A 22,688-nucleotide genomic window follows, 5' to 3' on the forward strand; every position below is an offset into this window, starting at 1 on the left:
GAGACGGCGACCGGGCAACCCCGAGATGGCTCGACGGGCACGAGTCAACCGCAACCAGAACCCGTGAATTCCGATCGGAGTGGTCCATGTCGGTGACCGAACTGCCCGAAGACGCGCCGGACTCCCCTGCCGCCCCGGCGGGCACCGCGCAGCCTGCACGGCGGCTGGCGCCCTTCGCCGCGCTGCTGACGCGGCTGCACTTCTACGCCGGCATCCTGGTCGCCCCCTTCCTGCTGGTCGCCGCCCTGACCGGCCTCGCCTACACGATCACCCCGCAGCTGGACCGGGCCCTCTACGGCGACGAACTCACCGCCACCGCGGTCGGCGGTCCACCCCAGCCGCTCGCCGTGCAGATCACCGCGGCCCGCGCCGCGCACCCCGGCGGCACCCTCGCCGCCGTGCAGCCGGGCATCGGCGACACGACCACCCGGGTGGTGTTCTCCCAACCCGACCTCGGCGACCGGCAACACACCGTCTACGTCGACCCGTACAGCGGCGCGGTGAAGGGGCAGCTGACCACCTGGTTCGGCGCCACCCCCGCCACCACCTGGCTGGACGACCTGCACCGCAACCTGCACCTGGGCGACCTCGGCCGGCACTACTCCGAGCTCGCCGCGAGCTGGCTGTGGGTCCTCGTCCTCGGGGGGATCGTCCTGTGGTGGCGTCGCCGCGGTCCCACGCGTGCCCGCGCCAGGCACCTGCTCGTGCCCGACCTGGCCGCCGGCAAGGGGGTACGGCGCACCCGGGGCTGGCACGCCACCACCGGGGTCTGGCTCGTCGTCGGCCTGCTCTTCCTCTCCGCCACCGGTCTGACCTGGTCCCGCTACGCCGGCGCGAACTTCAGCGCCGGCCTGGCGGCCCTGCGCGCCGGCACCCCGCAGCTCTCCACCAGCCTCACCGGCACCCCGGCGGACGCCGGCGGCGCGCACCACCACGGCGCGTCCGCCGCCGCGGCCGTGGACCCGGCGACCTACGACCGGGTGCTGGCCGTGGCCCGGGACGCCGGCCTGGCCGGCCCGGTGGAGATCATCCCCGCCGAGACGGCCGGTACCGCCTGGACGGTCACCCAGACCGACAACACCTGGCCCGTCGCGAAGGACCGGGTCGCCGTCGATCCGGTCGCCGGCACGGTCACCGCCCGCAGCGACTTCGCCGACTGGCCGCTGCTGGCCCAGCTCACCAGCCTCGGCATCCAGGCCCACATGGGCGTGCTGTTCGGCCCGGTCAACCAGATCCTGCTCGCCGCGCTCGCCCTCGGCCTGCTCTGCGTGATCGTCTGGGGATACCGGATGTGGTGGCAGCGCCGCCCCACCCGTGCCGAGCGGCGTTTCCCGCTCGGTGCTCCGCCCGCCCGCGGCGGCGTACGGCGGCTGCCGGTCTGGGCACTGCTGCTCGGCGTGCCGCTCACGGTGGCCGTCGGCTGGGCGCTGCCCTGGTTCGGCGTCACCCTGCTCGGTTTCCTCGTCGTCGACGTGATCCTCGGTGCGGTAGCCCGCCGACGCCGCCGCTCCGCTCCCGTCCCGGCGGCCGGCGTCAGGGCGCCCGCTCGGGGTCGCCGGTGAGCAGGGTGGCGAGTTCGGCGGCGGAGCGGGGCCGGTTCCCGGCCAGGCCGGGGACCCGGTCCAGCAGCCGGTGCACCAGCGGGGCCCAGGCGGGCAGCAACTGGGCCGCGGTGAGCAGCCGCGGGTCGGCCATCCCGTCCGCCGTCGGCATGGTGCGTACCCCACCGCCGGTCACCACGGCCATGGTGTCCGCCCAGCGGTACGCGAGGTCGAGGTCGTGGGTGGACAGCACCACCGTGGTGCCGGCGGCGTGCAGGTCGTCCAGCGTCCGCAGCAACGCCTCCACCCCGGCCGGGTCGAGCCCGGCCGTCGGCTCGTCCAGGATGAGCAGCCGGGGCCGCATCGCCACGGCGCCGGCGATGGCCACCCGCTTGCGCTGGCCGTAGGAGAGCAGGTGGGTGGGCCGGTCGGCGACCGCCGTGACGCCGAGCGCGGCCAGCGCCTCGTCGCAGCGCCGGCGGACCTGCTCGGCGGGCAGCCCGAGGTTGACCGGTCCGAACGAGACGTCCTGCCGGACGCTGGCGGAGAAGAGCTGGTCGTCCGGGTCCTGCACCACCAGCTGGACCTGCTGCCGCAGCGCGCGCAGCCCGGCCCGGGTGTGCCGTAACCGGTGGCCGGCGACGGTGACCTGCCCGGAGCCGGGCCTCAGCGCGCCGGCCGCCAGCTTGAACAGGGTGGTCTTCCCACCGCCGTTGGGCCCGACCACAGCCAGCCGCCGGCCCGCCTCGACGCGCAGGTCGACGCCGGTCAGGACCGGGCGGCCCGGCTGGTAGGCGTAGTGCACCCCGGCCATCTCCAGCAGCGGGCCGGTCACCACCGCGACCCCGCGACGGCGGTGGCGACGACGATGGTCACGAGCAAACCCACGGTGGCCGCCACGAACGGCGGTGACATCCGGCGGGCTTCCACCTGCACCGCGAGCGATCCGGTGTATCCGCGCAACGCCAACCCCTCCTCGAGCCGCCGCGCGCGGCTGAACGCCCGGACGAACACCGCACCCGCCTGCCCGGCGAGGGACGCGTAGGCGGTGCGCCAGGTCCGGAAGCCGAGCCGCGCCGCCTGCGCCTCCCGGACCGCGCGCACGCTGTCCACGAGCAGGAAGAGCATCCGGTACGTCAGCGCGGCGACCTCGGTGACCGCCGCCGGGATCCCCAGCCGGTGCAGCCGGGGCAGCACCTCCGACAGCGGGGTGGTGGCGCTGAACAGCAGCAGGCAGGCCAACGCCGCCACCGACCGTCCGGCGGTCTGCGCCGCGAGCGCCGGGCCGGCCGGGTCGACCGCCAGCCGGGCCGGCGCCGGCATCGTCACCAGCAGGGGCACGGTCGAGGTGGCCACGAAGAGCAGCGGCACCCGGGCCGCCCGCAGCAGCACGGCCGGCGACACCCTGGCGGGGCCGAGCAGCAGGGTGGCGGCGGCCCCGCCCGACAGCACCGCACCCGGCCACGGCGGCAGCGCGACCGCGCAGGCCAGCAGCCCGAGGGAGAGCAGCGCCTTCTCGGCGGGGTGCCGCGGCCGCCAGGGACCGGTGTGCGCCGCGACGTCGAGCGCGAACACTACTCGCGCGGCTGCTCGGCGGCGGTGCTCCGCTGCCGCTGCCGGGTCCGGGCGACCCCGAAGTAGTAGCCGAGGAACCCGGCGCCCAGCGCGGCCTGGAGCGCGAAGAGCGCGGACTCCACCTCGCCGGACGGCGGCTCGTAGATCGGCGCGAACCACGGCTCGTAGTCCGGGTGGTCGTCCACGATCGCCTGCTCGGCCAGGGCGTCCGCCCCGGTGAAGGGCTCGTCGCCCGACCCGAGTCCGAGTGCCACCGGCGCCACCGCCAGGGCCAGCACCGCGAGCAGCAGCACCAGGTTCGTCCGGGTGAAGCGCTTCATGCCCGTACCTCCGCCGGCGTCGGCAGCACCCCGAGCCGGCGCAGGTCGTCCCCGCTGGTCCGGGTCAGCAGGCGTACCACCAGCACGGAGAGCAGCCCTTCGCTGATCGCCAGCGGGATCTGGGTCACGGCGAAGATCCCGCCGAACTTCGCCAGCGCGGCGACGAACCCGGCCGCCGGGTCGGGAAACGCCAGCGCCAACTGGACGCTGGTGACGCAGTACGTGGCGAGGTCACCCAGCGCCGCGGCGGCGAACACTGCCACGTCCATCCCGCCACCGGCCCGGCGGACCAGGGCGTAGACGGCGAAGGCGACCCACGGGCCGACGATCGCCATCGAGAAGATGTTGGCGCCCAGTGTGCTCAACCCGCCGTGGGCCAGCAGCACCGCCTGGAACAGCAGCACGATGCCGCCCAGCACACTCATCACCGGTGGCCGGAACAGCACAGCGCCAAGCCCCGTGCCGGTGGGGTGCGAACACGACCCGGTCACCGACGGGATCTTCAACGCGGACAGCACGAACGTGAAGGCGCCCGCCGCTCCCAGCAGCAGTTTCGAATCCGGATCCCGGCGCACCTGCCGGACCAGCGTCCGGCTGCCATGGACGACGAACGGTGCGGACACCGCGAACCACGCCGCGGCCTGCACCGGGGGCAGATAGCCCTCGGCGATATGCATGGAACGACCTTCCTCTCCAGCACCTCGTGGATGAGATCACTCGTCAAGGCCGGTCTCCTGGCTCCCGGATCAACGCTCCCTCCGGCCTTCCCGGGCCCGGATGGGCCCAGTGGCGTCGTCGGAGATCGCTACCCGGTCACAGTGGCGAGGGCCGCGCCGGTCTCACACCGGCTTCCCGTGCACCTTGACGGCGAGAGGCTATCGGTCGGTCATCCTGCGGGCAAGCCGCCGCCGCCGGCCCGGGCACCCGCCGTCCGCCGGCCGGCGCCTCGCGGCCCTGGTCAGAGCGGGTGCCCGGAGCATCGGCGCCAGCTGGGAATTCGTGGCGCGCGGGCCGGCCCGCCGGCCGGTCGCCGGACCCGACCGGCGGGCAGCGGCCCGGGGGTGAACGATCGGTGAGACGAAGCCGACAGCGGACGCCACGGGTGTCGGTCAGCGACGCGACCGGCATCTCGTGTCGTCGGCTCCCCTCGGCGGTGGGTGTCCCACGCAGCCGGTTCGACTGCCGCGGCGGTGGCGGGAGCGGACCGGTGGGCGTGCGGGACCGCCCCGACGGCGGTTCAGGCCGGGGTCGGGTGGTCCGCCTCGAACCGGGCCCGGGTCAGGAAGGCGAGCTGGGCGCGCTTGTCCGGCATGTCGACCTCGGAGCCGAAGGTGAAGCCCCCGGCCTCCAGGCGGCGCAGGGCGAGGTGGTTGCGCACGTCCGGCTCGACGACGATCCGCTGCGCGGCCGGGTCACGGAACAGGAATCGGGCGAGCGCCGGGCCGACGGCGGTGGTCAGGCCGCGTGCGTAGCGCCGGCCGGGGTTGAGCAGCAGGTGCATCCCGATGTCGCCGGGCTGGACCGGGTAACGCTCGCCCACCGGGTCCGCCTCCGGTTGGTAGGTCTGGAAGAGCCCGACCGGTTCACCGTCGACCATGATCAGGTAGGCGTGGTGGGTCGGCAGGCTGTCGATGAACGCGTAGATCTCGCGTACCTGGTCGACGGTGTGCGTGCCCATCCCCCAGAACGAGTTGCGGGGCTGGGTGACCCAGCCGTGCAGCAGGTCGGCGTGCCGGTCGGGGTCCACGGTCACGAGCGACAACTCGCCGAGATCGGAGATCTTCTCCTGGTATGTCATGGTGCGGGGTCCTTAGCTACGGGGTGCGGACGGGCGAGGCCGTGCTGCCGGTTGACCGTCGACGTCGTCACCCCGTGGCCGCGGCACTCCCGCGCGCCATCGACGAGGCTCGACGCCATCGCGGATCGGAGGGAGGGCAACGCGCGTTCCGTCGAGCGCCCAACTTAGGCTAACCTGCCCTAACGAAGGCTGACCTTACCTGGAGGGTGCGTGAAGCGGAACTGGGCGGCTCTGACGCTCGAGGCCATGCGTCAGCTCACCTCGCTCGGCCACCGGAGCGCCGCATGAAGGGCCGTCTCGGCACGCTCACCGCGCTGTACGTCACCCAGTACCTCGGCATCGGCTTCATCACCGTCGGGCTGACCGCCATCCTGCGCGACGGCGGGACGTCGCTGGACACCCTGGCGCTGCTGCAGATCGTCGGTCTGATCTGGCCGATCAAGTTCCTGTGGGCGCCGATCCTCGACCGCTACGGTTCCCGGCACCGCGGCCACTACCGGTCCTGGTTGCTGGTGTTCCAGGCCGCCCTGGTGCTGGCCCTGCTGGCGCTGCTGCCGTTCACCCGCCCCGCCGAGCGGCTCGGCCCGGTCGTCGCCATCTGCGCCGCGTACGTCTTCTTCTCGGCCACCCAGGACATCGCCGTGGACGCGGTCGCCGTCCGGCTGCTCGCCGAGTCGGCCCGGGGCGTCGGCAACGGCATCCAGGTCGCCGCCAGCTACCTCGGCAACCTGCTCGGCGGCGGCGCCTGCGTGCTGGTCTACGACCGGTTCGGCTGGGCGCCGGCGGTCGGCCTGCTGGCCGCGCTGACGGCGGTCGGGCTGCTGGTGGTGTGGCGGTTCCGGGAGCCCCCGCGCACCGACCGGGTGCCCCGGGTCGGCGCGGCCTACCGGGCGCTGCTGTCGGTGTTCGGCCAGCCCGGTTGCCGGTGGTGGACCTTCGGTGTGGTGCCGCTGGTCTACGTCGGCGCCGGGATGGCGTACGCGCTGGTCACGCCGGCCCTGGTCGACGCCGGCTGGTCGCTCGGCCGGGTCGGCGTGGTGACCGGGGTGGTGACCAGCGCACCGGCCATCGTGGCCGGTCTGCTCGCCGGCCTGGGGATCGGGCGCCTCGGTCGCAGCTGGGTGCTCGTGACCGGTGGGGTGGCGCTCGGGCTGTCGACGGTGCTGCTGCTGCCACTGATGAACGGGCACGCGCCGCTGGCCGGGACGGTCGCCGCCCTCTGTTGCTTCCTGGCGGCGTACACGGTGGCGAACGTGGTGCTCTACACGGTCAACATGGACTACTCGCGGCCGGACACCGGCGGCACCGACTTCACGGTGCTGTCGTCGTTCGGGTTGGTCTGCTCGTTCGTGGCGTCCTCGGTCGGGCTGGCGGCCGCCGAACGGGTGGGCTACCCCGCGGTCGCGGTCGCGTCAGTGGTCCTGGTGGCGGCCGGGGTCGTGCTCGGCCTCGCGCACCAGCGGCGGCACCGCCCGCCGCGGACCCCGGTCGAGGCGGCCGACCAGCACCCGGTCGTGGGCGCCGTGACCCCGGTGGGATGAACCGCCGACCCCCTACTTGACGATCTATTAGGTTAGGCTAACCTAACTGCGGCGCTCGCGCCCATCATGTCCACCTCGACCTGAGGACCTGCATGAGCCTGACCGGAAGCACGCTCGACAGCTCGTCGACCGGGGCCGTCCCCGACCTGTCCGCCGCTCGGGCCCACCTGTTCAACGCCGGTTCGGTCGCGCGCTACCAGCGCGTGCTGAGCCAGGGCGTGGACCGGGTGGCCGACCGGGTGGCCGGCGCGGACCGGCCGTTCACCGGCGTCACGCCGGAGGCGTTGGCTCCCCTGATCGCCGGCGTCGACCTGGACCGGCCGTTGGGTGACACCGACGCCGCCCTCGACGAACTGAGCGAGCTCTGGCTGCGCGACGCGGTGTGGTTCCACCACCCCCGCTACCTGGCCCACCTCAACTGCCCGGTGGTGATCCCGGCGTTGCTCGGCGAGGCGGTGCTCAGCGCTGTCAACTCCTCCCTGGACACCTGGGACCAGAGCGCCGGGGCCACGCTGATGGAGCGGCGGCTCGTCGAGTGGACCGCCGGGCGGATCGGCCTCGGCACCGCCGCCGACGGCGTCTTCACCAGCGGTGGCACCCAGTCGAACCTGCAGGCGATGCTGCTGGCCCGCGAGGAGGCGTACCGCCGGGTGGTCGGCGCGGCCGCGACCCGCCCGGCCCGGGCGGAGGTGCTCGCCCGGCTGCGGATCGTCACCTCCGCCGCCGGTCACTTCAGCGTGCAGAAGGCCGCCAAGCTGCTCGGTCTGGGCAGCGACGCGGTCCTCACCGTGCCCACCAACGCGGGCCGGCGGATGCGCACCGACGAACTCGCCCGGACGATCGACCGCTGCCGCCGGGACGGCCTGGTGGTGATGGCCGTCGTGGCCACCGCCGGCACCACCGACTTCGGCACCATCGACCCGCTGACCCAGATCGCCGAGATCTGCGCGGCGGCCGGGGTGTGGCTGCACGTCGACGCGGCCTACGGCTGCGGCCTGCTGGTCTCCCCCACCCGCCGGCACCTGCTGCACGGCATCGAGCGGGCCGACTCCGTGACGGTCGACTACCACAAGTCCTTCTTCCAGCCGGTCAGCTCCAGCGCCCTGCTGGTACGCGACGGCCGGATGCTGCGGCACGCCACCTGGCACGCCGACTACCTGAATCCCGCCCGCGCCGCCGAGCAGGGCATCCCCAACCAGGTGGACAAGAGCATCCAGACCACCCGCCGCTTCGACGCGTGCAAGCTCTGGCTCACCCTGCGGATCATGGGCCCGGACGCCATCGGCGCGCTCTTCGACCGGGTCGTCGACCTCGCCGCCGAGGCGTGGCGCCTGCTCGACGCCGATCCCCGCTTCCAGGTGGCCGCCCGGTCACAGCTGAGCACCGTGGTGTTCCGCTACCTCCCGGACGGCGTCGGGCCCAGCCTGGCCGACGAGGCCAACCTGCACGCCCGCGAGGCGCTGGCCGCCTCCGGGGCCGCCCTGGTGGCCGGCACCAAGGTGGACGGTGCCCACTACCTGAAGTTCACCCTGCTCAACCCCGAGACCACGGTGGCCGACATCGCCCACGTCCTCGACCTGATCGCCGAGCACGCCGCCTGGTACGCCCGCACCAGCTCCGCCGCCGAGCTGTCCTGCCCGGTCGGCTGACGCCCCGCCGCTTGGAGAAACGCATGTCGACCCACGACTTCATCGCCGTCGGCCTGGGCCCGTACAACCTCGGCCTGGCCTGCCTGACCGCACCGATCGACGACCTGGACGGGGTGTTCCTGGAGGCCCGCGACGGCTTCGACTGGCATCCCGGGATGCTGCTCGAGTCGACCCGGTTGCAGACGCCGTTCATCGCCGACCTGGTCAGCCTCGCCGACCCGACCTCGCCCTACTCCTTCCTCAACTACCTCAAGGAGACCGGCCGGCTCTACCCGTTCTACATCCGGGAGAGCTTCTTCCCGCTGCGCGCCGAGTACAACGACTACTGCCGGTGGGCCGCCGGGCGGCTGCCGAACCTGCGCTTCGGGCACACCGTCACCGCCGTCGAGTACGACGAGGCCGACGGCCACTACGTGGTGCACGCCGACACGGCGGACGGGCCGGTCACCCACCGGGCCCGGCACCTGGTGCTCGGCACCGGCACCCCGCCGTACCTCCCGGACGCCTGCGCCGGCCTCGGCGGCGACCTGATCCACAACTCGCGGTACCTGGAGCACCGGGAGGCGCTGCGGGCCAAGCGCAACATCACCATCGTGGGCAGCGGGCAGAGCGCCGCGGAGATCTACCACGACCTGCTCGGCGACATCGGCACGTACGGCTACCAGCTGAACTGGGTCACCCGCTCGCCCCGGTTCTTCCCGCTGGAGTACACCAAGCTGACCCTGGAGATGACCTCACCGGACTACGTGGACTACTTCCACGCGCTGCCCGAGCCGACCCGCTACCGGCTGGAGGCCGAGCAGAAGGGGCTGTTCAAGGGGATCAACGCCGACCTGATCAACGACATCTACGACCTGATCTACGCCCGCAGCGTGCACGGGCCGGTGCCGACCCGGCTGCTCACCAACACCGAGCTGACCAGCGCCGCGCACGACGCCGCGACCGGCACGTACACCCTCGGGCTGCGCCAGGTGGAGCAGGGCCGCGACTTCACCCTGGACACCGAGGGGCTGGTGCTGGCCACCGGCTACCACTACCGGGTTCCCGAGTTCCTGGCCCCGATCCGCGACCGGATCCGCTGGGACGGCCACGGCCGGTTCGACGTGGCCCGCAACTACAGCATCGACCACGCCGGCCGGGAGATCTTCCTGCAGAACGCCGGCACCCACACCCACAGCATCACCTCCCCCGACCTGGGCATGGGTCCGTACCGCAACTCGTGGATCATTCGGGAGCTGACCGGCCGCGAGCACTACCCGATCGAGAAGAGCATCGCCTTCCAGGAGTTCGGCGCGCCGGCGGGGGTGGCCTGATGACCGTGTTCACCCGGGTCGACGCCCGGCTCGGCGAGTTCGCGCTGCGTCCCCTCGACCCCGACGCCGACGCCCCGCTGCTGCACCGCTGGGTCACCGACCCCAAGGCCGCGTTCTGGCTGATGCAGGACGCCGACGTGGCCCGGGTCGCGGCGGAGTACCGGCGGATCGCCGCGCACCCGCACCACGACGCGTACCTGGGCCTGTGGCGCGGCGAGCCGGCCTTCCTCGCCGAGCGGTACGACCCCGCGCGGGTGGAACTCGTCGGCCTGTACGACCCGGCGGAGGGCGACGTGGGCATGCACTTCCTCTGCGCGCCCACCGAACGGCCGGTGCACGGCTTCACCCGCGCGGTGATCACCACCGTGATGGCGTGGCTCTTCGCCGATCCCGCCACCCGGCGGGTGGTGGTCGAGCCGGACGTCCGCAACACCGCCGTCCACGCGCTCAACGCCGCGGTGGGCTTCACCGTCGTCGGCCCGATCCGCAAGCCCGAGAAGGAGGCGCTGCTCAGCGTCTGCACCCGGGACCAGTTCCTGACCGCGACCCGAGAAGGGGTGCCCGCGTGAACCCGACCGCCGCCGTGGACCACCTGACCCCCGACGCCTGGGCGACGGCCAACCGGCTGCTGGTGCGCAAGGCCCTCGCCGAGTTCGCCCACGAACGGCTGGTCGCCCCCGAACCGGCGGGCGACGGGTGGTGGCTGGTCCGCGGCGACGACGCCGCCGTGGCGTACCGCTTCGCCGCGCGGCGGCTCGCGCTCGACCACTGGCAGATCGACGCCGACAGCATCACCCGGCACCGCGACGGCGAGGAGCTGCCGCTCGACGCCGTCGACCTGTGCCTGGAACTGCGCGGCGCGCTCGGGCTCACCGACGCGATCCTGCCGGTCTACCTGGAGGAGATCACCTCCACCCTGGCGGGCACCGCCTACAAGCTCGGCAAGCCGCGGGTGAGCGCCGCCGAGCTGGCCCGGGCAGACTTCCAGGACATCGAGACGGGCATGACCGAGGGCCACCCGTGCTTCGTGGCGAACAACGGCCGCATCGGGTTCGGGGTGCACGAGTACCACCGCTACGCCCCGGAGGCGGCGGCGCCGGTCCGGCTGCTCTGGCTGGCCGCGCACCGCGACCACACCACCTTCACCTGCGCCGCCGACCTGGACTACGACACCCTGGTCCGGGCCGAGCTGGGCGCCGGCACGGTCGAGCGCTTCACCGGTGTCCTCGCCGGGCTCGGCCTCGACCCGGCCGACTATCTGTTCATCCCGGTGCACCCGTGGCAGTGGTGGAACAAGCTGGCCGTCACCTTCGCCGGTGAGGTGGCCCGTCGCCGGCTGGTCTGCCTCGGCGAGGGGCCGGACGAGTACCTCGCCCAGCAGTCGATCCGGACGTTCTTCAACGTCACCGACCCGACCAAGCACTACGTGAAGACGGCCCTGTCGGTGCTGAACATGGGCTTCATGCGCGGGCTGTCCGCCGCGTACATGGAGGCCACCCCGGCCATCAACGACTGGCTGGCCGACCTGATCGACAACGACCCGGTGCTCAAGCGCACCCGCCTGTCGATCATCCGGGAACGGGCCGCGATCGGCTACCGGCACCGCCAGTACGAGACGGCCACCGACCGGTACTCCCCGTACCGGAAGATGCTGGCCGCGCTCTGGCGGGAGAGCCCGGTCGGCGGGCTGGAGCCCGGCCGCCGGCTCGCCACCATGGCCTCGCTGCTGCACGTCGACCGCGACGGCCGCTCCCTCGCCGGCGCCCTGGTCGCCGAGTCGGGCCTGACGCCGGCGCAGTGGCTGCGCCGCTACCTGGACGCCTACCTGGTGCCGCTGCTGCACAGCCTCTACGCGTACGACCTGGCGTTCATGCCGCACGGCGAGAACGTCATCCTCGTGCTGCACGCCGGCGCCGTCGAGCGGGTGGTCTTCAAGGACATCGCCGAGGAGATCGTGGTGATGGACCCGGAGGCGGACCTGCCCGAGCGGGTCCGGCGGATCCGGGCGGCCATCCCGGAGGACGAGAAGATCCTGTCCATCTTCACCGACGTCTTCGACTGCTTCCTCCGCCACCTCTCGGCCATCCTGCACACCGAGGGGGTGCTGGCCGAGGAGGACTTCTGGCGGACCGTCGCCGAGTGCGCCGCCGACTACGCCGACAGCGTGCCGCACCTGGCCGACCGGCTGCGCCGCCACGACCTGTTCGCCGCGGAGTTCGCGCTGTCCTGCCTCAACCGCCTGCAGCTGCGCAACAACCAGCAGATGGTCGACCTGGCCGACCCGTCCGCCGCGCTCCAGTTCGCCGGCACCCTGGCCAACCCGCTCGCCCGCTTCGCGCCGAAGCGATGAGCGCCGACCCGGTTGCCGTCGCGCCGCCCCGCCCGCTCGGCGGCGCGGCACCGGGCCGGTCGGACGGGCCGCCGGGCCGGTCGGACGCGCCGCCGCGGCCGTCCCGCGGCCGATGGTTGGTCCTGGCCGTGCTCTGTCTGGCCCAGCTCGTGGTGGTGCTGGACAACACCGTCCTGACCGTGGCTGTGCCGGTGCTCACCGCCGAACTGCACGCCAGCACCGCCGACGTGCAGTGGATGATCAACGCGTACGCGCTGGTGCTGTCCGGGCTGCTGCTCACCGCCGGTAGCGCCGCCGACCGGTACGGACGCCGGCGGATGCTGCTCGCCGGGCTCGTCCTGTTCGGGCTCGGCTCGCTGGCCGCCGGGCTCGCGCGGACCGCCGACCAGTTGATCGCGGCCCGGGCCGGCATGGGCGTCGGCGGCGCCCTGCTGGTCACCGCCACGCTGGCGGTCGCCATGCAGGTCTTCGACGGGGCCGAGCGGTCCCGGGCGATCGGCGTCTGGGCGGCCACCAGCGCGCTGGGCTTCGCCGCCGGACCCCCGATCGGCGGCGCGGTGCTGGCGCACCTGCCCTGGGGCGCGATCTTCCTGATGAACCTGCCGATCGTGCTGATCTGCCTGGTGGTCGGCCGGTCGCTGGTCCCCGAGTCCCGCGATCCGGCCGGCGGCCGCCTCGACCTGGGCGGGGTGGTGCTCTCCATCGCCGGCCTGACCGCGGTGGTCTGGTCGATCATCGCCGGGCCGGAGCGGGGCTGGACGTCGGCCGAGGTGCTCGGCGCCGCCGCGGCCGGTGTGCTCCTGCTCGGGCTCTTCGTCCGGTGGGAGCGGCGGGCCCGGCACCCCATGCTGGACATGCACTTCTTCCGGGACCGCCGGTTCGTCGGCGCGGTCTCCGGGGTCGTCCTGATCACCTTCGGGGCCACCGGCGCGCTGTTCCTGCTCACCCAGCACCTGCAGTTCGTCCGCGGCTACTCCGCCTGGGAGGCGGGGCTGCGGATGGCCCCGTTCGCCCTGTCCATCGTGCTGCTCAACGTCAGCGGCGCCGCCGCGGTGGCGATCCGCCGGCTCGGCCTGCCGGCCGCCATCGCGGTCGGCATGGGCCTGCTCGCGGCGGGTCTCGCGCTGGTCACCCACGGCCCGTCCGACGGCTACGGGGTGCTGCTCGCCGGGCTGCTCGTCATGGGTACCGGCTGTGCGCTGGCGAACCCGGCGATCGTCGAGGCGGTGATGAGCGCCATCCCGACCGAGAAGGCCGGCGCCGGGGCCGGCGTCGACGGCACCATGACGGAGGTCGGCAGCAGCCTCGGCATCGCCGTGCTGGGCGCGGTGTTGAACGCCCGGTTCACCGCCCTGCTGCCCGCCGCCGCGGCCGGCGCCGGATCGTTCCCGGCCGCTCTCGCCGCGGCCGGCGGCGGGCCGGACCGCGAGGCCGTCCGGGTCGCCTTCGCCGACGCGCTGGCGACCGGGCAGACCGTGGGTGCGGTGGCCGTGCTGGCCGGCGGGCTGGTCGCCGCCGGGCTGCTCCACCGGGCCGAGCGGTTGGCCGCACCCGCCGCCGGTTAGTCCGTGCCCGCGCGGGCACGGACCGGCCGGCACGCGGATCGACGACCCGGGCGCGGCGTCAGCGCGGTGGTACGGCGATCGGTTTCCGCTGGGTGAGCCGCCAGTGGTTGCCGAACGGGTCGCGGAAGGCGGCATCGATGCCGTAGAAGCGCTCCTCCGGCTCCTCGATGAACTCGACGCCCTTGGCCCGCAGCTCCCGGTAGCTGGCCCAGCAGTCCGGCGTCGCGAAGGCACCCACGCTCAGGTGCCCGGTCGCCACCAGCGACCGGAGCTGCTTCGCCACCGCACCGTCCACCACGGGCGGACCCGGCACCACGAGCATCAGCGGGACCTCCGGCTGGGCCGGCGCGTGGACGACCATCCAGTGGAAGCCGTCCTGGACCTGGTCGAGGTCGACCTCGAAGCCGAGTTTGCCGACGTAGAAGTCGCGGGCCTCGTCCATGTCCAGGACGTTGACGCACACCAGCGCCATGCCTGTGATCACCGGGTTCTCCCTGTCGACGGGTCGCGGGGGCCGGGGGCCGCGGGCCGGGCGGTTTCAGCGGCCGGCGAACGCGGCGACGACCGGCGCGAGGCTCTCGCCCGCCACATTATGGTCCTGGCCGGGCAGGACGTCGTGCCGCGCGCCCGGAATCGCCCCGGCCGCCTGCTCGGCCGCCGTGCGCAGGAACTCGGGGCTCGCCGCACCGGACAGCACGAGCGTCGGCACGCCGATCTGGGCGTACCGGGCCGTCGGGACCGTGGTGTCGGCCAGGATGGCGGCGTCGTAGGCCAGCGTCGGAGCCAGGCGGAGACCGGCCTGCCAGTACGGCGACCGGCGGGTGCCGGCGACCACCTGCGGCGGCACACCGACGTGCGTCATGAAGTGCGCCAGCGCGTCGTCTCGTCGGTCGGCCGCCAGCAGCTCCGCCAGGCGGTCGGCGTACTCCTTGGCCCGTCGGGGGCCGTCCGGGTCGGTGCTGAACGGCGGCTCCCACATGATCAGCCGGTCGACGGGGAGCCCGCTGGCGGTCGCCTCGGCGGCCAGCGCGGCGCCCGAGGAGAAACCGAGGAGGATGGGGGACATACCGGCGGCGGCCACGAGCGCCGCGATGTCCTCGACCTCCCGGGCGACCGCGTACGGTGGCGTGTCGGCGCTGTCGCCGCGTCCCCGCCGGTCGTAGTTCAACACGGTGAAGTGCCGGGCCAGTGCCTGGGCGATCGGCGCGTTGACGCCGCGATCGCAGGCGGCGCCGGCCACCAGGATCAGCACCGGGCCCACACCCGACCGGTCGAAGGCGAGCGTCGTCCCGTCCGTTGACGTGGTCTTCTCCATCGTGGCTCCGTCCGTGCCGGCACCGCGGCTCGTCCGCGGCGCCGGTCACGACGGTACGAAGGCGCGGGTTCGGCCGGCTTCTCGAAAACGACCCACTTGCGGGCGCGGGCCGGTCAGGGGCGGGTCCACATGCGGACGTAGCACGCGGGCAACCGGGCCAGGGCCTCGTGGCCGCGGCGCCGCCGGTAGGCGGTGGGGCTCTCGCCGACGACGCGGCGGAACTGGGCGCTGAACGAGCCCAGGCTGGTGAACCCGACCGCGAGGCAGATCTCCGTGACCGGCAGGTCCCCGGCGCGGAGCAGGGCCTTCGCGCGCTCCATCCGCCGGCTCATCAGGTACTGGTACGGGGTCTCCCCGAAGGCCGCCTTGAAGCTGCGGCTGAAGTAGGACGGCGAGACCGACGCGCTGCGGGCCAGGGCGCGGACGTCGAGCTGCTGGGCGTACGCGCGGTCGATCAGATCACGCACCCGTAGCAGGTGTCTCGCCAGCGGCGCGGCCGGACGGTTCACCGGTCCATTCTCGCTCGCCGGCCGGGGACACTTGCCGGCCGCGGGTAGCCTGCAGATCCCCGCCGTCGTCCCGGACGGCTACGTCGTGGCCGCGCTGGCGCCGGGCTGCCCTCGTCCGGTGGGCGGCGCACCTGGCCCCCGCCCGCCCCGCACGGAGGAATGAGGACCGTCATGACCGACCCGGCGAACCGCGAGGGTGAGAGCCCGACCGCACGGCAGCGGCGGGTGTGGGACAAGTCCGCGCCCAGCTACGACCGGCAGATCGCCCTCCTGGAGAAGGTCTGGTTCGCCGGCGGCCGCGAGTGGCTCGGCCGACGGGCCCGGGGTCGGGTGCTCGAGGTGGCCATCGGCACCGGCCGCAACCTGCCCCACTACCGTCCCGAGGTGACCCTCACCGGCCTCGAACTGAGCCCGGCGATGCTGGCCGTCGCGCGTTCCCGCGCCGCCGACCTCGGCCGCGAGGTGGACCTGCGCGAAGGCGACGCCGAGCGGCTGCCCTTCGCCGACTCGTCCTTCGACACAGTGGTCTGTGCGCTGTCGCTGTGCAGCATCCCCGAGCCGGCCGCCGCGATCGCCGAGATGCACCGGGTCCTGGTGCCCGGCGGCACGCTGCTGCTGGTGGACCACATCGGCAGCAGCTGGCCGCCGGTCCGCGCCGGCCAGTGGCTGCTGGAGCGGATCACCATCCGGGCGGCCGGGGAGCACTTCACCCGCCGCCAGCTCCCCCTGGTGAAGGCCGCCGGATTCCAGATCGTCGAGACCGAACGGCGCAAGGCCGGCAGCATCGAGCGCATCCACGCCCGCAAGCCGGCCCCGCCGGCAGCGGGGTGACCCGCCAGGGGCGTCGGGCGTACCCCTGCCCGGTGCGGCCGGTCAGGTCCAGGTGATCCGCTCCCGCAGCAGCGACCGCTCCGCCGGGTTGGCCGTCAGCTCCAGCGCCCGCGCGTCGGCCGCGCGCGCCTGGTCCGCCTGCCCGAGCTCGCGCAGCAGTTCGGCGCGGGTGGCGTGCCACAGGTGGTAGCCGGAGAGCGGCTCGGCGAGCTCGTCGACCGCGGCCAGCGCCGCCCGCGGTCCAGCGACGTACCGCAGCGCGATCGCCCGGTGCAGCTTGGTGACCGGTGACGGCGCCAGGCCGTCGAGCATGGTGTACAGCAGCACGATCTGGGGCCAGTCGGTGTCGGCCCAGCGGGGAGCCTCGGCGTGCACGGCCACGATGGCGGCCTGGAGCTGGTACGGGCCGGGCCGCCGGGCCGCGGCGGCCCTGGCGATCAGCCGGGTCGCGTCGGTGATGGCCTGCCGGTCCCACCGGCTGCGGTCCTGCTCGGGCAGCCGGACGATCTCGCCGGCGCTGGTGAAGCGGGCCGCGGCCCGGGCCCGGTGCAGCCGGATCAGGGCCAGCAGGCCGAGGACCTCGGGTTCGGTGGGCATCAGACCGGCGAGCATGGCGGCGAGGAACTCGGCGTCGTCGGCCAGGTCCCGCGACTGCACGCGGTCACCGCTGCTGGACAGGTAGCCCTCGTTGAACAGCAGGTAGACCACGGCCAGCACCTGGGTCAGCCGGGCGCCGAGCTCGTCGCTGTCCGGCAGGCGGTACGGGATCCCCGCGTCGGCGATCTTGCGCTTGGCGCGGGTGATCCGCTGCGCCACCGTGGTCTCCGGGACGAGGAACGCCCTGGCGATCTGGGCGGTGGTCAGGCCGCACACCACGCGCAGGGTGAGCGCGATCCGCGCGCTGCGCGGTAGCGCCGGGTGGCAGCAGGTGAAGATCAGCCGGAGCCGGTCGTCCGGTTCCCCCGCCGGCGGCGGCCACGCCGCCAGGACGAGCTTGTCCCGGTAGCGGGCGTGGCGGCGCAGCACATCCAGGCCGCGTCGCCGCGCCACGGTGTAGAGCCAGCCCTCCGGGTTGGCCGGGATCCCCTCGACCGGCCAGTGCCGCAGGGCCGCCTCGACCGCGTCGGCCACCAGATCCTCGGCGGCGGCGAAGTCGCCGATCAGCGACACCAGGGAGGCCGCGAGCCGGCCCGCGTGATCGCGTACCACGCGGGCCAGCTCGGCCTCGGCGGCGGCGCTCACCCCGCGATGGGCCGGATCTCGACCAGCGGGCACGCCGGCCACGACCGGACCAGGCGGAGCGCCTCGTCGAGGTCGGCGACGTCGATCTCGGCGAACCCGGAGATGACCTCCTTGCCCTCCACGAACGGCCCGTCGGTGACCACCGGCTCGCCGCCCTCCAGCCGGACAGTGGTGGCGGTGTGCGGCGGCATCAGGTAGGTGTGGCCGGTGATCTTGTCGGCGTTGTCGGCGAACCACTGCCGGACGCGCCCGTAGGCCCGTTCGCGCTCGGTCTCGTCCATGGCGGCCAGGTCCGCCGCGAACCGCTCGGTCTCGACGAACATCAGTACGTACTTCACGGCATCCACCTTCTCAGCTCTGGCCGGGCAGCGGACAGTACAGGTCGACGCCGTTGCCGTCGGGGTCGAGCACGGTGGCGTAGCGGTGGCCCCAGAACGCGTCCCACGGCTCTCGGGAACCGGTGTAGCCGGCGGCGACGAGTTCGGCGTACGTGGCGTCGACGTCGGCCGGCGTGTCGAACTGGAAGGCCAGGAAGATCGGCGGGCTGCCCGCGGCCCGGCTCCAGCCGGGCCGCGCCATCGACGCGAACTTCTCCTCGTCGAGCATCACGTGCAGGCCGTTGGGCAGGTCGCACCCGGCGTGCTCGGGGTAGCCGGGGTCGACCTGGAAGTCCAGGCCCAGGTGGCGGTAGAAGGCGATCGACGCGGCGACGTCCGCCACGACGATGTCCAGGGTGTTCATGACCGGTTTCATCTGCTCGCTCCTTGGTCGGTTGGCGCTTGCACCCCCTAGACGACCGGCGGCGGCCCCGATCCGACACCCGGCCACGGTTCTTCTCGCCGACCTGCTGGCGAGCGTGCCGCCGGCCCGGCCGGCGGTGCCGGTTTGGGCACGCCGGTCGAGGGAAGCAGCAGCGGTAATCCTCCCGGACGGACATGAGGAGGACCCGTGCTCCGTCTCGCCCGCGCGCCGGATCGTGCTGCGCACCGACGTCCACCGGGCCGGCCGGCCGCCACCGGCAGCCGGCCGGCGCCGGCCCGCCGAGGTCGGGTCGGCGCGGCCGCCGGGAGGGGCGGTACCCCGTGACACCCCGTGCCGGCACCCCGGCGCTGATCGCCTCGTGCCTGGTCCTCGGGGTCGCCTCGGTCGTCGCCGTGCCGGTCACCCTGGGCCTCGGATGGGACGAGGTGGTCTACGTCAGCCAGCACGATCCGCACGGCCCGGCGGCGTTCATGAGCGCTCCCCGGGCGCGCGGGGTGAGCGTGCTCGTCTGGCCGGTTGCCTCGTGGCTCGAGTCCACGGTCGCGCTCCGGCTGTTCCTGACCGCGACCGCGGCGGTCTCGCTCGGTCTGGCGTTCGGTGTGTGGGCCCGCCTGGTGACGCACTGGGCCGTCGCGCCGGTCGCGGCCGCCTCGTACGCGACCCTCTGGGTGGCGACCTTCTACGCCAACGCGGCGATGCCCAACCACTACACGGCGATGGCGGCGGTCGCGGCGGTCGGCTGTTACCTGCTCGCGGCCGGGGAGCGGCACCGGCCCGGCGCGTACCTCGGCCTGGTGGCGGCCCTGGCCGTCGCGGCCCTCATGCGGCCGGCGGACGCCTTCTGGCTCGGGCTTCCGCTGCTGGCGGCCAGCCTCCTCGTGCGGCGGTTCCGGCGCTGGCCGCTGGTCGCGGCGACCGTCGCGGGCCTCGCCGCCGGCGGCGTGCCGTGGCTGGTCGAGGCCGAACTGCGCTACGGCGGGCTCGGCGAACGCCTCCGCCAGGCCAGCGAGGTGCAGGGTGGCACCGGCCTGCGGTTCTCGCTGTGGGAGGTGATGAGCACCCTCGACGGGCCGATCCTGTGCCGGCCCTGCGACAGCCCGCTGCGGTGGCCGGCGGCGCTGTGGTGGGTGGCCGTCGCGGTGCTGGCGGTACTCGGCCTGCGGGCGGCACGCCGCGCCGGCGTGGCCCCGACAGCGTGGCTGCCGCTGGCGGTCGGCGCGTCGATGGCCTTCCCCTACCTGTTCCTGATCAGTTACTCGGCGCCCCGCTTCCTGCTCCCCACCTACGCGCTCGTCCTGACACCCGCCGCGTACGGGCTGGTCGGGTTGGTCCGCGCGACACCGGCGCACCGCCGGAAACTCCTCGCCGCCGCACTCGTCGCGGGGCTGGCCGGGCACCTCGCCATCCAGGTCGTGATCCTGCGGCACGTGGTCTCCGAGCAGCTCCGGGCACGCGGGGACTGGGCCCGCGTCGCCCAGGCCCTGTGGTCGCACGGCGTGCGTCCGCCCTGTGTCGTCTCCGGCCACGAGGCCATTCCGGTCGCCTACTACGCCGGCTGCCGTGCCCTGGAAGACCGCGGGAACAACCGCAACGCCACCACCGCGGAGCTGCGGCGCACGGCCGCCACCACGTCCTTCGCCTTCCTGGTCAGGGACGGCGCCCCGCCCGCCTGGGTGCGCACCTGGCAGCGCGTTCCGGTGCGGGGACTGAGCGCGCCCGGTTGGGTGCTGTACCTGCCCGACCGCCCGCCGGGCGCGACGACCTGATCGACTTCGGTCCTGCCGGCAGTCGAGAATCGTCATCGTTTCGTCGTGTTGTCCGGCGCGTCTTCCGGGTAGGGCAGGAGGATCAGCCGCTACCCGGGCACCCCCGATCCCGCGCTGAGCCGGGGCCTCCCCCGACCGGACCGGTGGCCCGATCGCCGCAGCCCAGGCGCGGGAGGCCGGCGCAACACGAGGAGTCGCGATGATCTTCCCCTGGTTCTACCCCCACGATCTTTCGCCGCTGTTCCCCAGCGGGTCCGCCTCCGACGACACCCGGCTGGCCTGCCGGCTGCTGGAGCGGATGCGGCAGGACCCGCTGCTCAGTCACGAACGGATCTGCATCGAGGTGCAGAACCGCGTGGTCATCCTGGAGGGCGTGGTCAGTTCCGACGAGGTGGGCCGCCGGGCCCACGCCTGCACCTGGAGCACTCCGGGAGTGCACGACGTCAACAACCGACTGCGCGCACCGCAGCGGTGAACGGCACCCGCGGCGGGCCTGGGCGCCCGGTGCCGGTCCGGCCGCCGCCGGGCCCGCGGCGACCGAGGATGACCGGGACGCGGTGCCCGGCCGGTCACCGCCACACGGTCACCTGATCGGCCGCCAACACCTTCCGCCCCTCGAAGGCGCGGTAGTCGTCCGGGCCGCCGAGCCCGGGACGGCCGGCCAGGTCGCCGTACGCGAACCGGACGACGGTGCCCTCGACGGTGACCAGTTGCGGTGGCGCCGCCTCCACGGTCCCCGAGGTCAGCACGAGCAGCGCGTCGTCGGCCAGGTCGACGTCCCGCACCACGAAGGCGACGTCGTCGACGACCAGTTCCACGGCGGCGGTCACGGTCAGCCGCTCGCCGACCTCGGCCCGAGCGAGGGTGCTCGGCGGAGTCAGGGCGGCCCGGGGCGGCGGCTGCGCCGCCGGCTCCCGGGTGCAGCCCCCGGCGGACGCGGCGGCCACCACCAGCGCCGCGGCGATCGCCGCCCGACGAACCCTGCCCCGGTCGGCCATGATGATCACCTGCCCCGTCGCGCCGCCCGCCGGTGTTCCTGTCACCAGCAATGCCCGACGCCATGACGGTCGCCGCGCGGCGGTGTGACGGTCGCGTGACAAATCCCCGGGCAGGCCGCGGCGAGCGACCGCGGGTGCCCGCCAGTCTCCGGCACCGCGCCGCCCGGCACCGCGCCGCCCGGCACCGCGCCGCCCGGTATCGGGCGGCACCGGCGCCGACCCGGCGCCTCGCCACTCGTGACCCGGCCGCCCGAGACCTCAGCCCTCGGCGGGGCCGGCAGCCTCGACGATGGAGACCGGCGTGCCGAGTTCGACGGTACGGGACACGGTGCAGAGCCGGTCGTGCGACTGCTGGAGCGACCGGGGCAGCGCCTCGCGCGCCCGGTCACCGTCCGGACCCGCCGGGAACCTCACGGTGAACTCGACGGTGAGGTTCCGCATCCGGTTTCCGCCGGCCTCGTCCCGGACCTTGTCGCCGCTGACCTCGACGGAGAACCCGGTCGGCTCGGCGCGCCGGCTGGTGATGTGGTCCACGTCGATCGCGGTGCAGCCGCCGATCGCCGCCAGCAGCAGTTCCACCGGCGTGAAGCTGCCGTCCTCGCCCGTGCCCATCGAGATCGATCCGCCGCGGGCGTTCCGCACGACATAGTTACCCACGCTGGTGCGCTCGATCTTCACCGAGCGGAAGGTGTCCTCACTCATGACCCGCACGCTACCCACGCCTTGGGGTTCCTGAGCCACCAGCCTGGCGCCGGTCGCGCCCAGCGGTGCGGCACGCAGGACCGCGCTCGGATCCGCGCCGCCACCGGTCAGCCGACCTCCGGCGCCCGGGCCGGGCTAGCGGGGCGTCAACACACAGAACTCGTTGCCGTCGGGGTCCGCCAGCACCGCCCAGGCGCTCTCGCCCTGGCCGATGTCGATCCGCGTCGCCCCGAGGGAGAGCAACCGGTCGACCTCCGCCTGCTGGTCGCCGTCGGCGGACGGGACGAGGTCGAAGTGCACGCGGTTCTTGCCCGACTTCGGCATCAGCGGTGGGCCGCCCCAGGTGATCTTCGGGCCGCCGTGCGGTGACCGGATCGCGGTCTCCTGGTCCTGGTCCCAGACCAGCGGCCACCCCAGCGCCTCGCTCCAGAAGTACCCGACCTCCTGCGAACCGTCGCAGGCCAGCGCCCCGATGAACCCGCAGTCGGCCAGGAACCGGTTGCCCGGTTCGATGACGCAGAACTCGTTGCCCTCCGGGTCGGCGAGCACCACGTGGTCCTCGTCCGGGCGCTGGCCGATGTCGATGTGCCGGCCGCCGAGTTCCAGCGCTCTGGCCACCGTCTGCCGCTGGTCCTCCAGGGAGGTGCTCGTCAGGTCGAAGTGCATCCGGTTCTGGCCGACCTTGCGCTGCCCGGACGGCAGAAAGCGGAGGCGGAAACCGGTGTCGTCGCTGGGCAGCAGCGTGACGCCGTCGTGCGGATCATCGCCGGTCCGCCAACCGAGCAGGCCGGACCAGAACCGCGCGAGACGCAGGGGGTCCCCCGCGTCGAAGCTGATCGCGAAGAGTTGACCCGTCATCCCGCTGCTCATCTCCCGTCCTGCCCACCGCTGGCGATGGGCACAGCCGGCCC

Annotated in this window: 24 protein-coding genes and 1 riboswitch; of the genes, 10 read left to right on the forward strand and 14 right to left on the reverse strand. The window is 73.8% G+C overall.

Translation table 11 applies throughout. From position 1 onward, the window contains the following. Window positions 1-86: 86 nt before the first annotated feature. Window positions 87-1,562, forward strand: coding sequence for a PepSY domain-containing protein (locus Q3W71_RS15705; protein WP_302920061.1), 1,476 nt, complete (start codon window positions 87-89; stop codon window positions 1,560-1,562). On the opposite strand, the gene Q3W71_RS15710 is transcribed toward Q3W71_RS15705, so the two are convergent. The 5 genes from Q3W71_RS15710 to Q3W71_RS15730 form a co-directional block, all read right to left on the reverse strand. Further along, on the reverse strand, window positions 1,534-2,379 hold the full coding sequence (locus Q3W71_RS15710) for an energy-coupling factor ABC transporter ATP-binding protein (protein WP_302920062.1): 846 nt from the start codon (window positions 2,377-2,379) through the stop codon (window positions 1,534-1,536). The two genes, Q3W71_RS15705 and Q3W71_RS15710, sit on opposite strands and share 29 nt — an antisense overlap. Continuing rightward, complete coding sequence (cbiQ, locus tag Q3W71_RS15715) at window positions 2,373-3,116, reverse strand: cobalt ECF transporter T component CbiQ (protein ID WP_302920063.1); 744 nt, start codon at window positions 3,114-3,116, stop codon at window positions 2,373-2,375. Before cbiQ ends, Q3W71_RS15710 begins: the two co-directional genes overlap by 7 nt. Then, window positions 3,116-3,436: an energy-coupling factor ABC transporter substrate-binding protein gene (locus Q3W71_RS15720; protein ID WP_302920064.1), complete on the reverse strand. Its 321-nt coding sequence runs from the start codon at window positions 3,434-3,436 to the stop codon at window positions 3,116-3,118. Before Q3W71_RS15720 ends, cbiQ begins: the two co-directional genes overlap by 1 nt. Next, a complete protein-coding gene (locus Q3W71_RS15725; protein ID WP_302920065.1) occupies window positions 3,433-4,113 on the reverse strand; it encodes an energy-coupling factor ABC transporter permease in 681 nt (226 codons plus the stop codon). Before Q3W71_RS15725 ends, Q3W71_RS15720 begins: the two co-directional genes overlap by 4 nt. Window positions 4,114-4,142: 29 nt before the next feature. After that, a riboswitch (cobalamin riboswitch) is annotated at window positions 4,143-4,315 on the reverse strand. Window positions 4,316-4,673: 358 nt separating this feature from the next. Continuing rightward, the gene (locus Q3W71_RS15730) at window positions 4,674-5,234 is read right to left on the reverse strand and encodes a GNAT family N-acetyltransferase (protein WP_302920066.1); all 561 of its coding nucleotides are present in this window, start codon (window positions 5,232-5,234) and stop codon (window positions 4,674-4,676) included. 284 nt (window positions 5,235-5,518) lie between these two features. On the opposite strand from Q3W71_RS15730, the gene Q3W71_RS15735 reads away from it, so the two are divergent. The 6 genes from Q3W71_RS15735 to Q3W71_RS15760 all read left to right on the forward strand — a co-directional run bounded on the left by Q3W71_RS15735 (window position 5,519) and on the right by Q3W71_RS15760 (window position 13,652). Next, window positions 5,519-6,775 carry an MFS transporter gene (locus Q3W71_RS15735; protein WP_302920067.1) on the forward strand — a complete coding sequence of 419 codons (1,257 nt, stop codon included), beginning with the start codon at window positions 5,519-5,521 and terminating at the stop codon, window positions 6,773-6,775. 92 nt (window positions 6,776-6,867) lie between these two features. Continuing rightward, window positions 6,868-8,424 (forward strand): aspartate aminotransferase family protein, encoded by a 1,557-nt coding sequence (locus Q3W71_RS15740; RefSeq protein ID WP_302920068.1) that lies wholly within the window; start codon window positions 6,868-6,870, stop codon window positions 8,422-8,424. Between the two features lie 23 nt (window positions 8,425-8,447). After that, on the forward strand, window positions 8,448-9,737 hold the full coding sequence (locus Q3W71_RS15745; RefSeq protein ID WP_302920069.1) for a lysine N(6)-hydroxylase/L-ornithine N(5)-oxygenase family protein: 1,290 nt from the start codon (window positions 8,448-8,450) through the stop codon (window positions 9,735-9,737). After that, entirely contained in the window at window positions 9,737-10,306 is a 570-nt protein-coding gene (locus Q3W71_RS15750; protein WP_302920070.1) for a GNAT family N-acetyltransferase, read from the forward strand. Before Q3W71_RS15745 ends, Q3W71_RS15750 begins: the two co-directional genes overlap by 1 nt. Further along, on the forward strand, window positions 10,303-12,087 hold the full coding sequence (locus tag Q3W71_RS15755) for an IucA/IucC family siderophore biosynthesis protein (protein WP_302920071.1): 1,785 nt from the start codon (window positions 10,303-10,305) through the stop codon (window positions 12,085-12,087). Before Q3W71_RS15750 ends, Q3W71_RS15755 begins: the two co-directional genes overlap by 4 nt. Window positions 12,088-12,203: 116 nt before the next feature. Then, window positions 12,204-13,652 (forward strand): MFS transporter, encoded by a 1,449-nt coding sequence (locus tag Q3W71_RS15760; RefSeq protein ID WP_302920072.1) that lies wholly within the window; start codon window positions 12,204-12,206, stop codon window positions 13,650-13,652. Window positions 13,653-13,710: 58 nt separating this feature from the next. On the opposite strand, the gene Q3W71_RS15765 is transcribed toward Q3W71_RS15760, so the two are convergent. From Q3W71_RS15765 to Q3W71_RS15775, 3 genes are all read right to left on the reverse strand, one after another. After that, a complete protein-coding gene (locus tag Q3W71_RS15765) occupies window positions 13,711-14,136 on the reverse strand; it encodes a VOC family protein (RefSeq protein ID WP_302920073.1) in 426 nt (141 codons plus the stop codon). 54 nt (window positions 14,137-14,190) lie between these two features. Beyond that, entirely contained in the window at window positions 14,191-14,967 is a 777-nt protein-coding gene (locus tag Q3W71_RS15770) for an alpha/beta fold hydrolase (RefSeq protein ID WP_302920074.1), read from the reverse strand. Between the two features lie 113 nt (window positions 14,968-15,080). Continuing rightward, window positions 15,081-15,476 carry a helix-turn-helix transcriptional regulator gene (locus tag Q3W71_RS15775; RefSeq protein WP_302920075.1) on the reverse strand — a complete coding sequence of 132 codons (396 nt, stop codon included), beginning with the start codon at window positions 15,474-15,476 and terminating at the stop codon, window positions 15,081-15,083. A gap of 171 nt (window positions 15,477-15,647) precedes the next feature. Between Q3W71_RS15775 and Q3W71_RS15780 the strand changes: the two genes are divergently transcribed. Beyond that, the gene (locus Q3W71_RS15780) at window positions 15,648-16,307 is read left to right on the forward strand and encodes a class I SAM-dependent methyltransferase (protein ID WP_302920076.1); all 660 of its coding nucleotides are present in this window, start codon (window positions 15,648-15,650) and stop codon (window positions 16,305-16,307) included. A 42-nt stretch (window positions 16,308-16,349) separates the two neighbouring features. Here Q3W71_RS15780 and Q3W71_RS15785 read toward each other — a convergent pair whose 3' ends face one another. The 3 genes from Q3W71_RS15785 to Q3W71_RS15795 are packed head-to-tail and all read right to left on the reverse strand — an operon-like array spanning window position 16,350 to window position 18,302. Then, a complete protein-coding gene (locus tag Q3W71_RS15785; RefSeq protein ID WP_302920077.1) occupies window positions 16,350-17,549 on the reverse strand; it encodes an RNA polymerase sigma factor in 1,200 nt (399 codons plus the stop codon). Further along, window positions 17,546-17,887, reverse strand: a complete 342-nt coding sequence (locus tag Q3W71_RS15790; protein ID WP_302920078.1) for a YciI family protein — start codon at window positions 17,885-17,887, stop codon at window positions 17,546-17,548. The genes Q3W71_RS15785 and Q3W71_RS15790 overlap by 4 nt, the downstream gene beginning before the upstream one ends. Before the next feature lie 13 nt (window positions 17,888-17,900). Continuing rightward, a complete protein-coding gene (locus tag Q3W71_RS15795) occupies window positions 17,901-18,302 on the reverse strand; it encodes a VOC family protein (RefSeq protein ID WP_302920079.1) in 402 nt (133 codons plus the stop codon). A gap of 329 nt (window positions 18,303-18,631) precedes the next feature. Between Q3W71_RS15795 and Q3W71_RS15800 the strand changes: the two genes are divergently transcribed. Together Q3W71_RS15800 and Q3W71_RS15805 are read left to right on the forward strand one after the other, a co-directional pair. After that, window positions 18,632-20,077 (forward strand): hypothetical protein, encoded by a 1,446-nt coding sequence (locus tag Q3W71_RS15800; protein WP_302920080.1) that lies wholly within the window; start codon window positions 18,632-18,634, stop codon window positions 20,075-20,077. Window positions 20,078-20,276: 199 nt separating this feature from the next. Next, window positions 20,277-20,552, forward strand: a complete 276-nt coding sequence (locus Q3W71_RS15805; RefSeq protein WP_302920081.1) for a BON domain-containing protein — start codon at window positions 20,277-20,279, stop codon at window positions 20,550-20,552. A gap of 94 nt (window positions 20,553-20,646) precedes the next feature. On the opposite strand, the gene Q3W71_RS15810 is transcribed toward Q3W71_RS15805, so the two are convergent. The 3 genes from Q3W71_RS15810 to Q3W71_RS15820 form a co-directional block, all read right to left on the reverse strand. Next, window positions 20,647-21,120 carry a hypothetical protein gene (locus Q3W71_RS15810; protein WP_302920082.1) on the reverse strand — a complete coding sequence of 158 codons (474 nt, stop codon included), beginning with the start codon at window positions 21,118-21,120 and terminating at the stop codon, window positions 20,647-20,649. A gap of 213 nt (window positions 21,121-21,333) precedes the next feature. Next, a complete protein-coding gene (locus Q3W71_RS15815; RefSeq protein WP_302920083.1) occupies window positions 21,334-21,777 on the reverse strand; it encodes an OsmC family protein in 444 nt (147 codons plus the stop codon). Between the two features lie 135 nt (window positions 21,778-21,912). Further along, on the reverse strand, window positions 21,913-22,647 hold the full coding sequence (locus Q3W71_RS15820) for a VOC family protein (RefSeq protein WP_302920084.1): 735 nt from the start codon (window positions 22,645-22,647) through the stop codon (window positions 21,913-21,915). Window positions 22,648-22,688 lie beyond the last annotated feature (41 nt).

Source organism: Micromonospora sp. C28SCA-DRY-2 (genome assembly GCF_030519475.1).
Taxonomy (GTDB): Bacteria; Actinomycetota; Actinomycetes; order Mycobacteriales; family Micromonosporaceae; genus Micromonospora.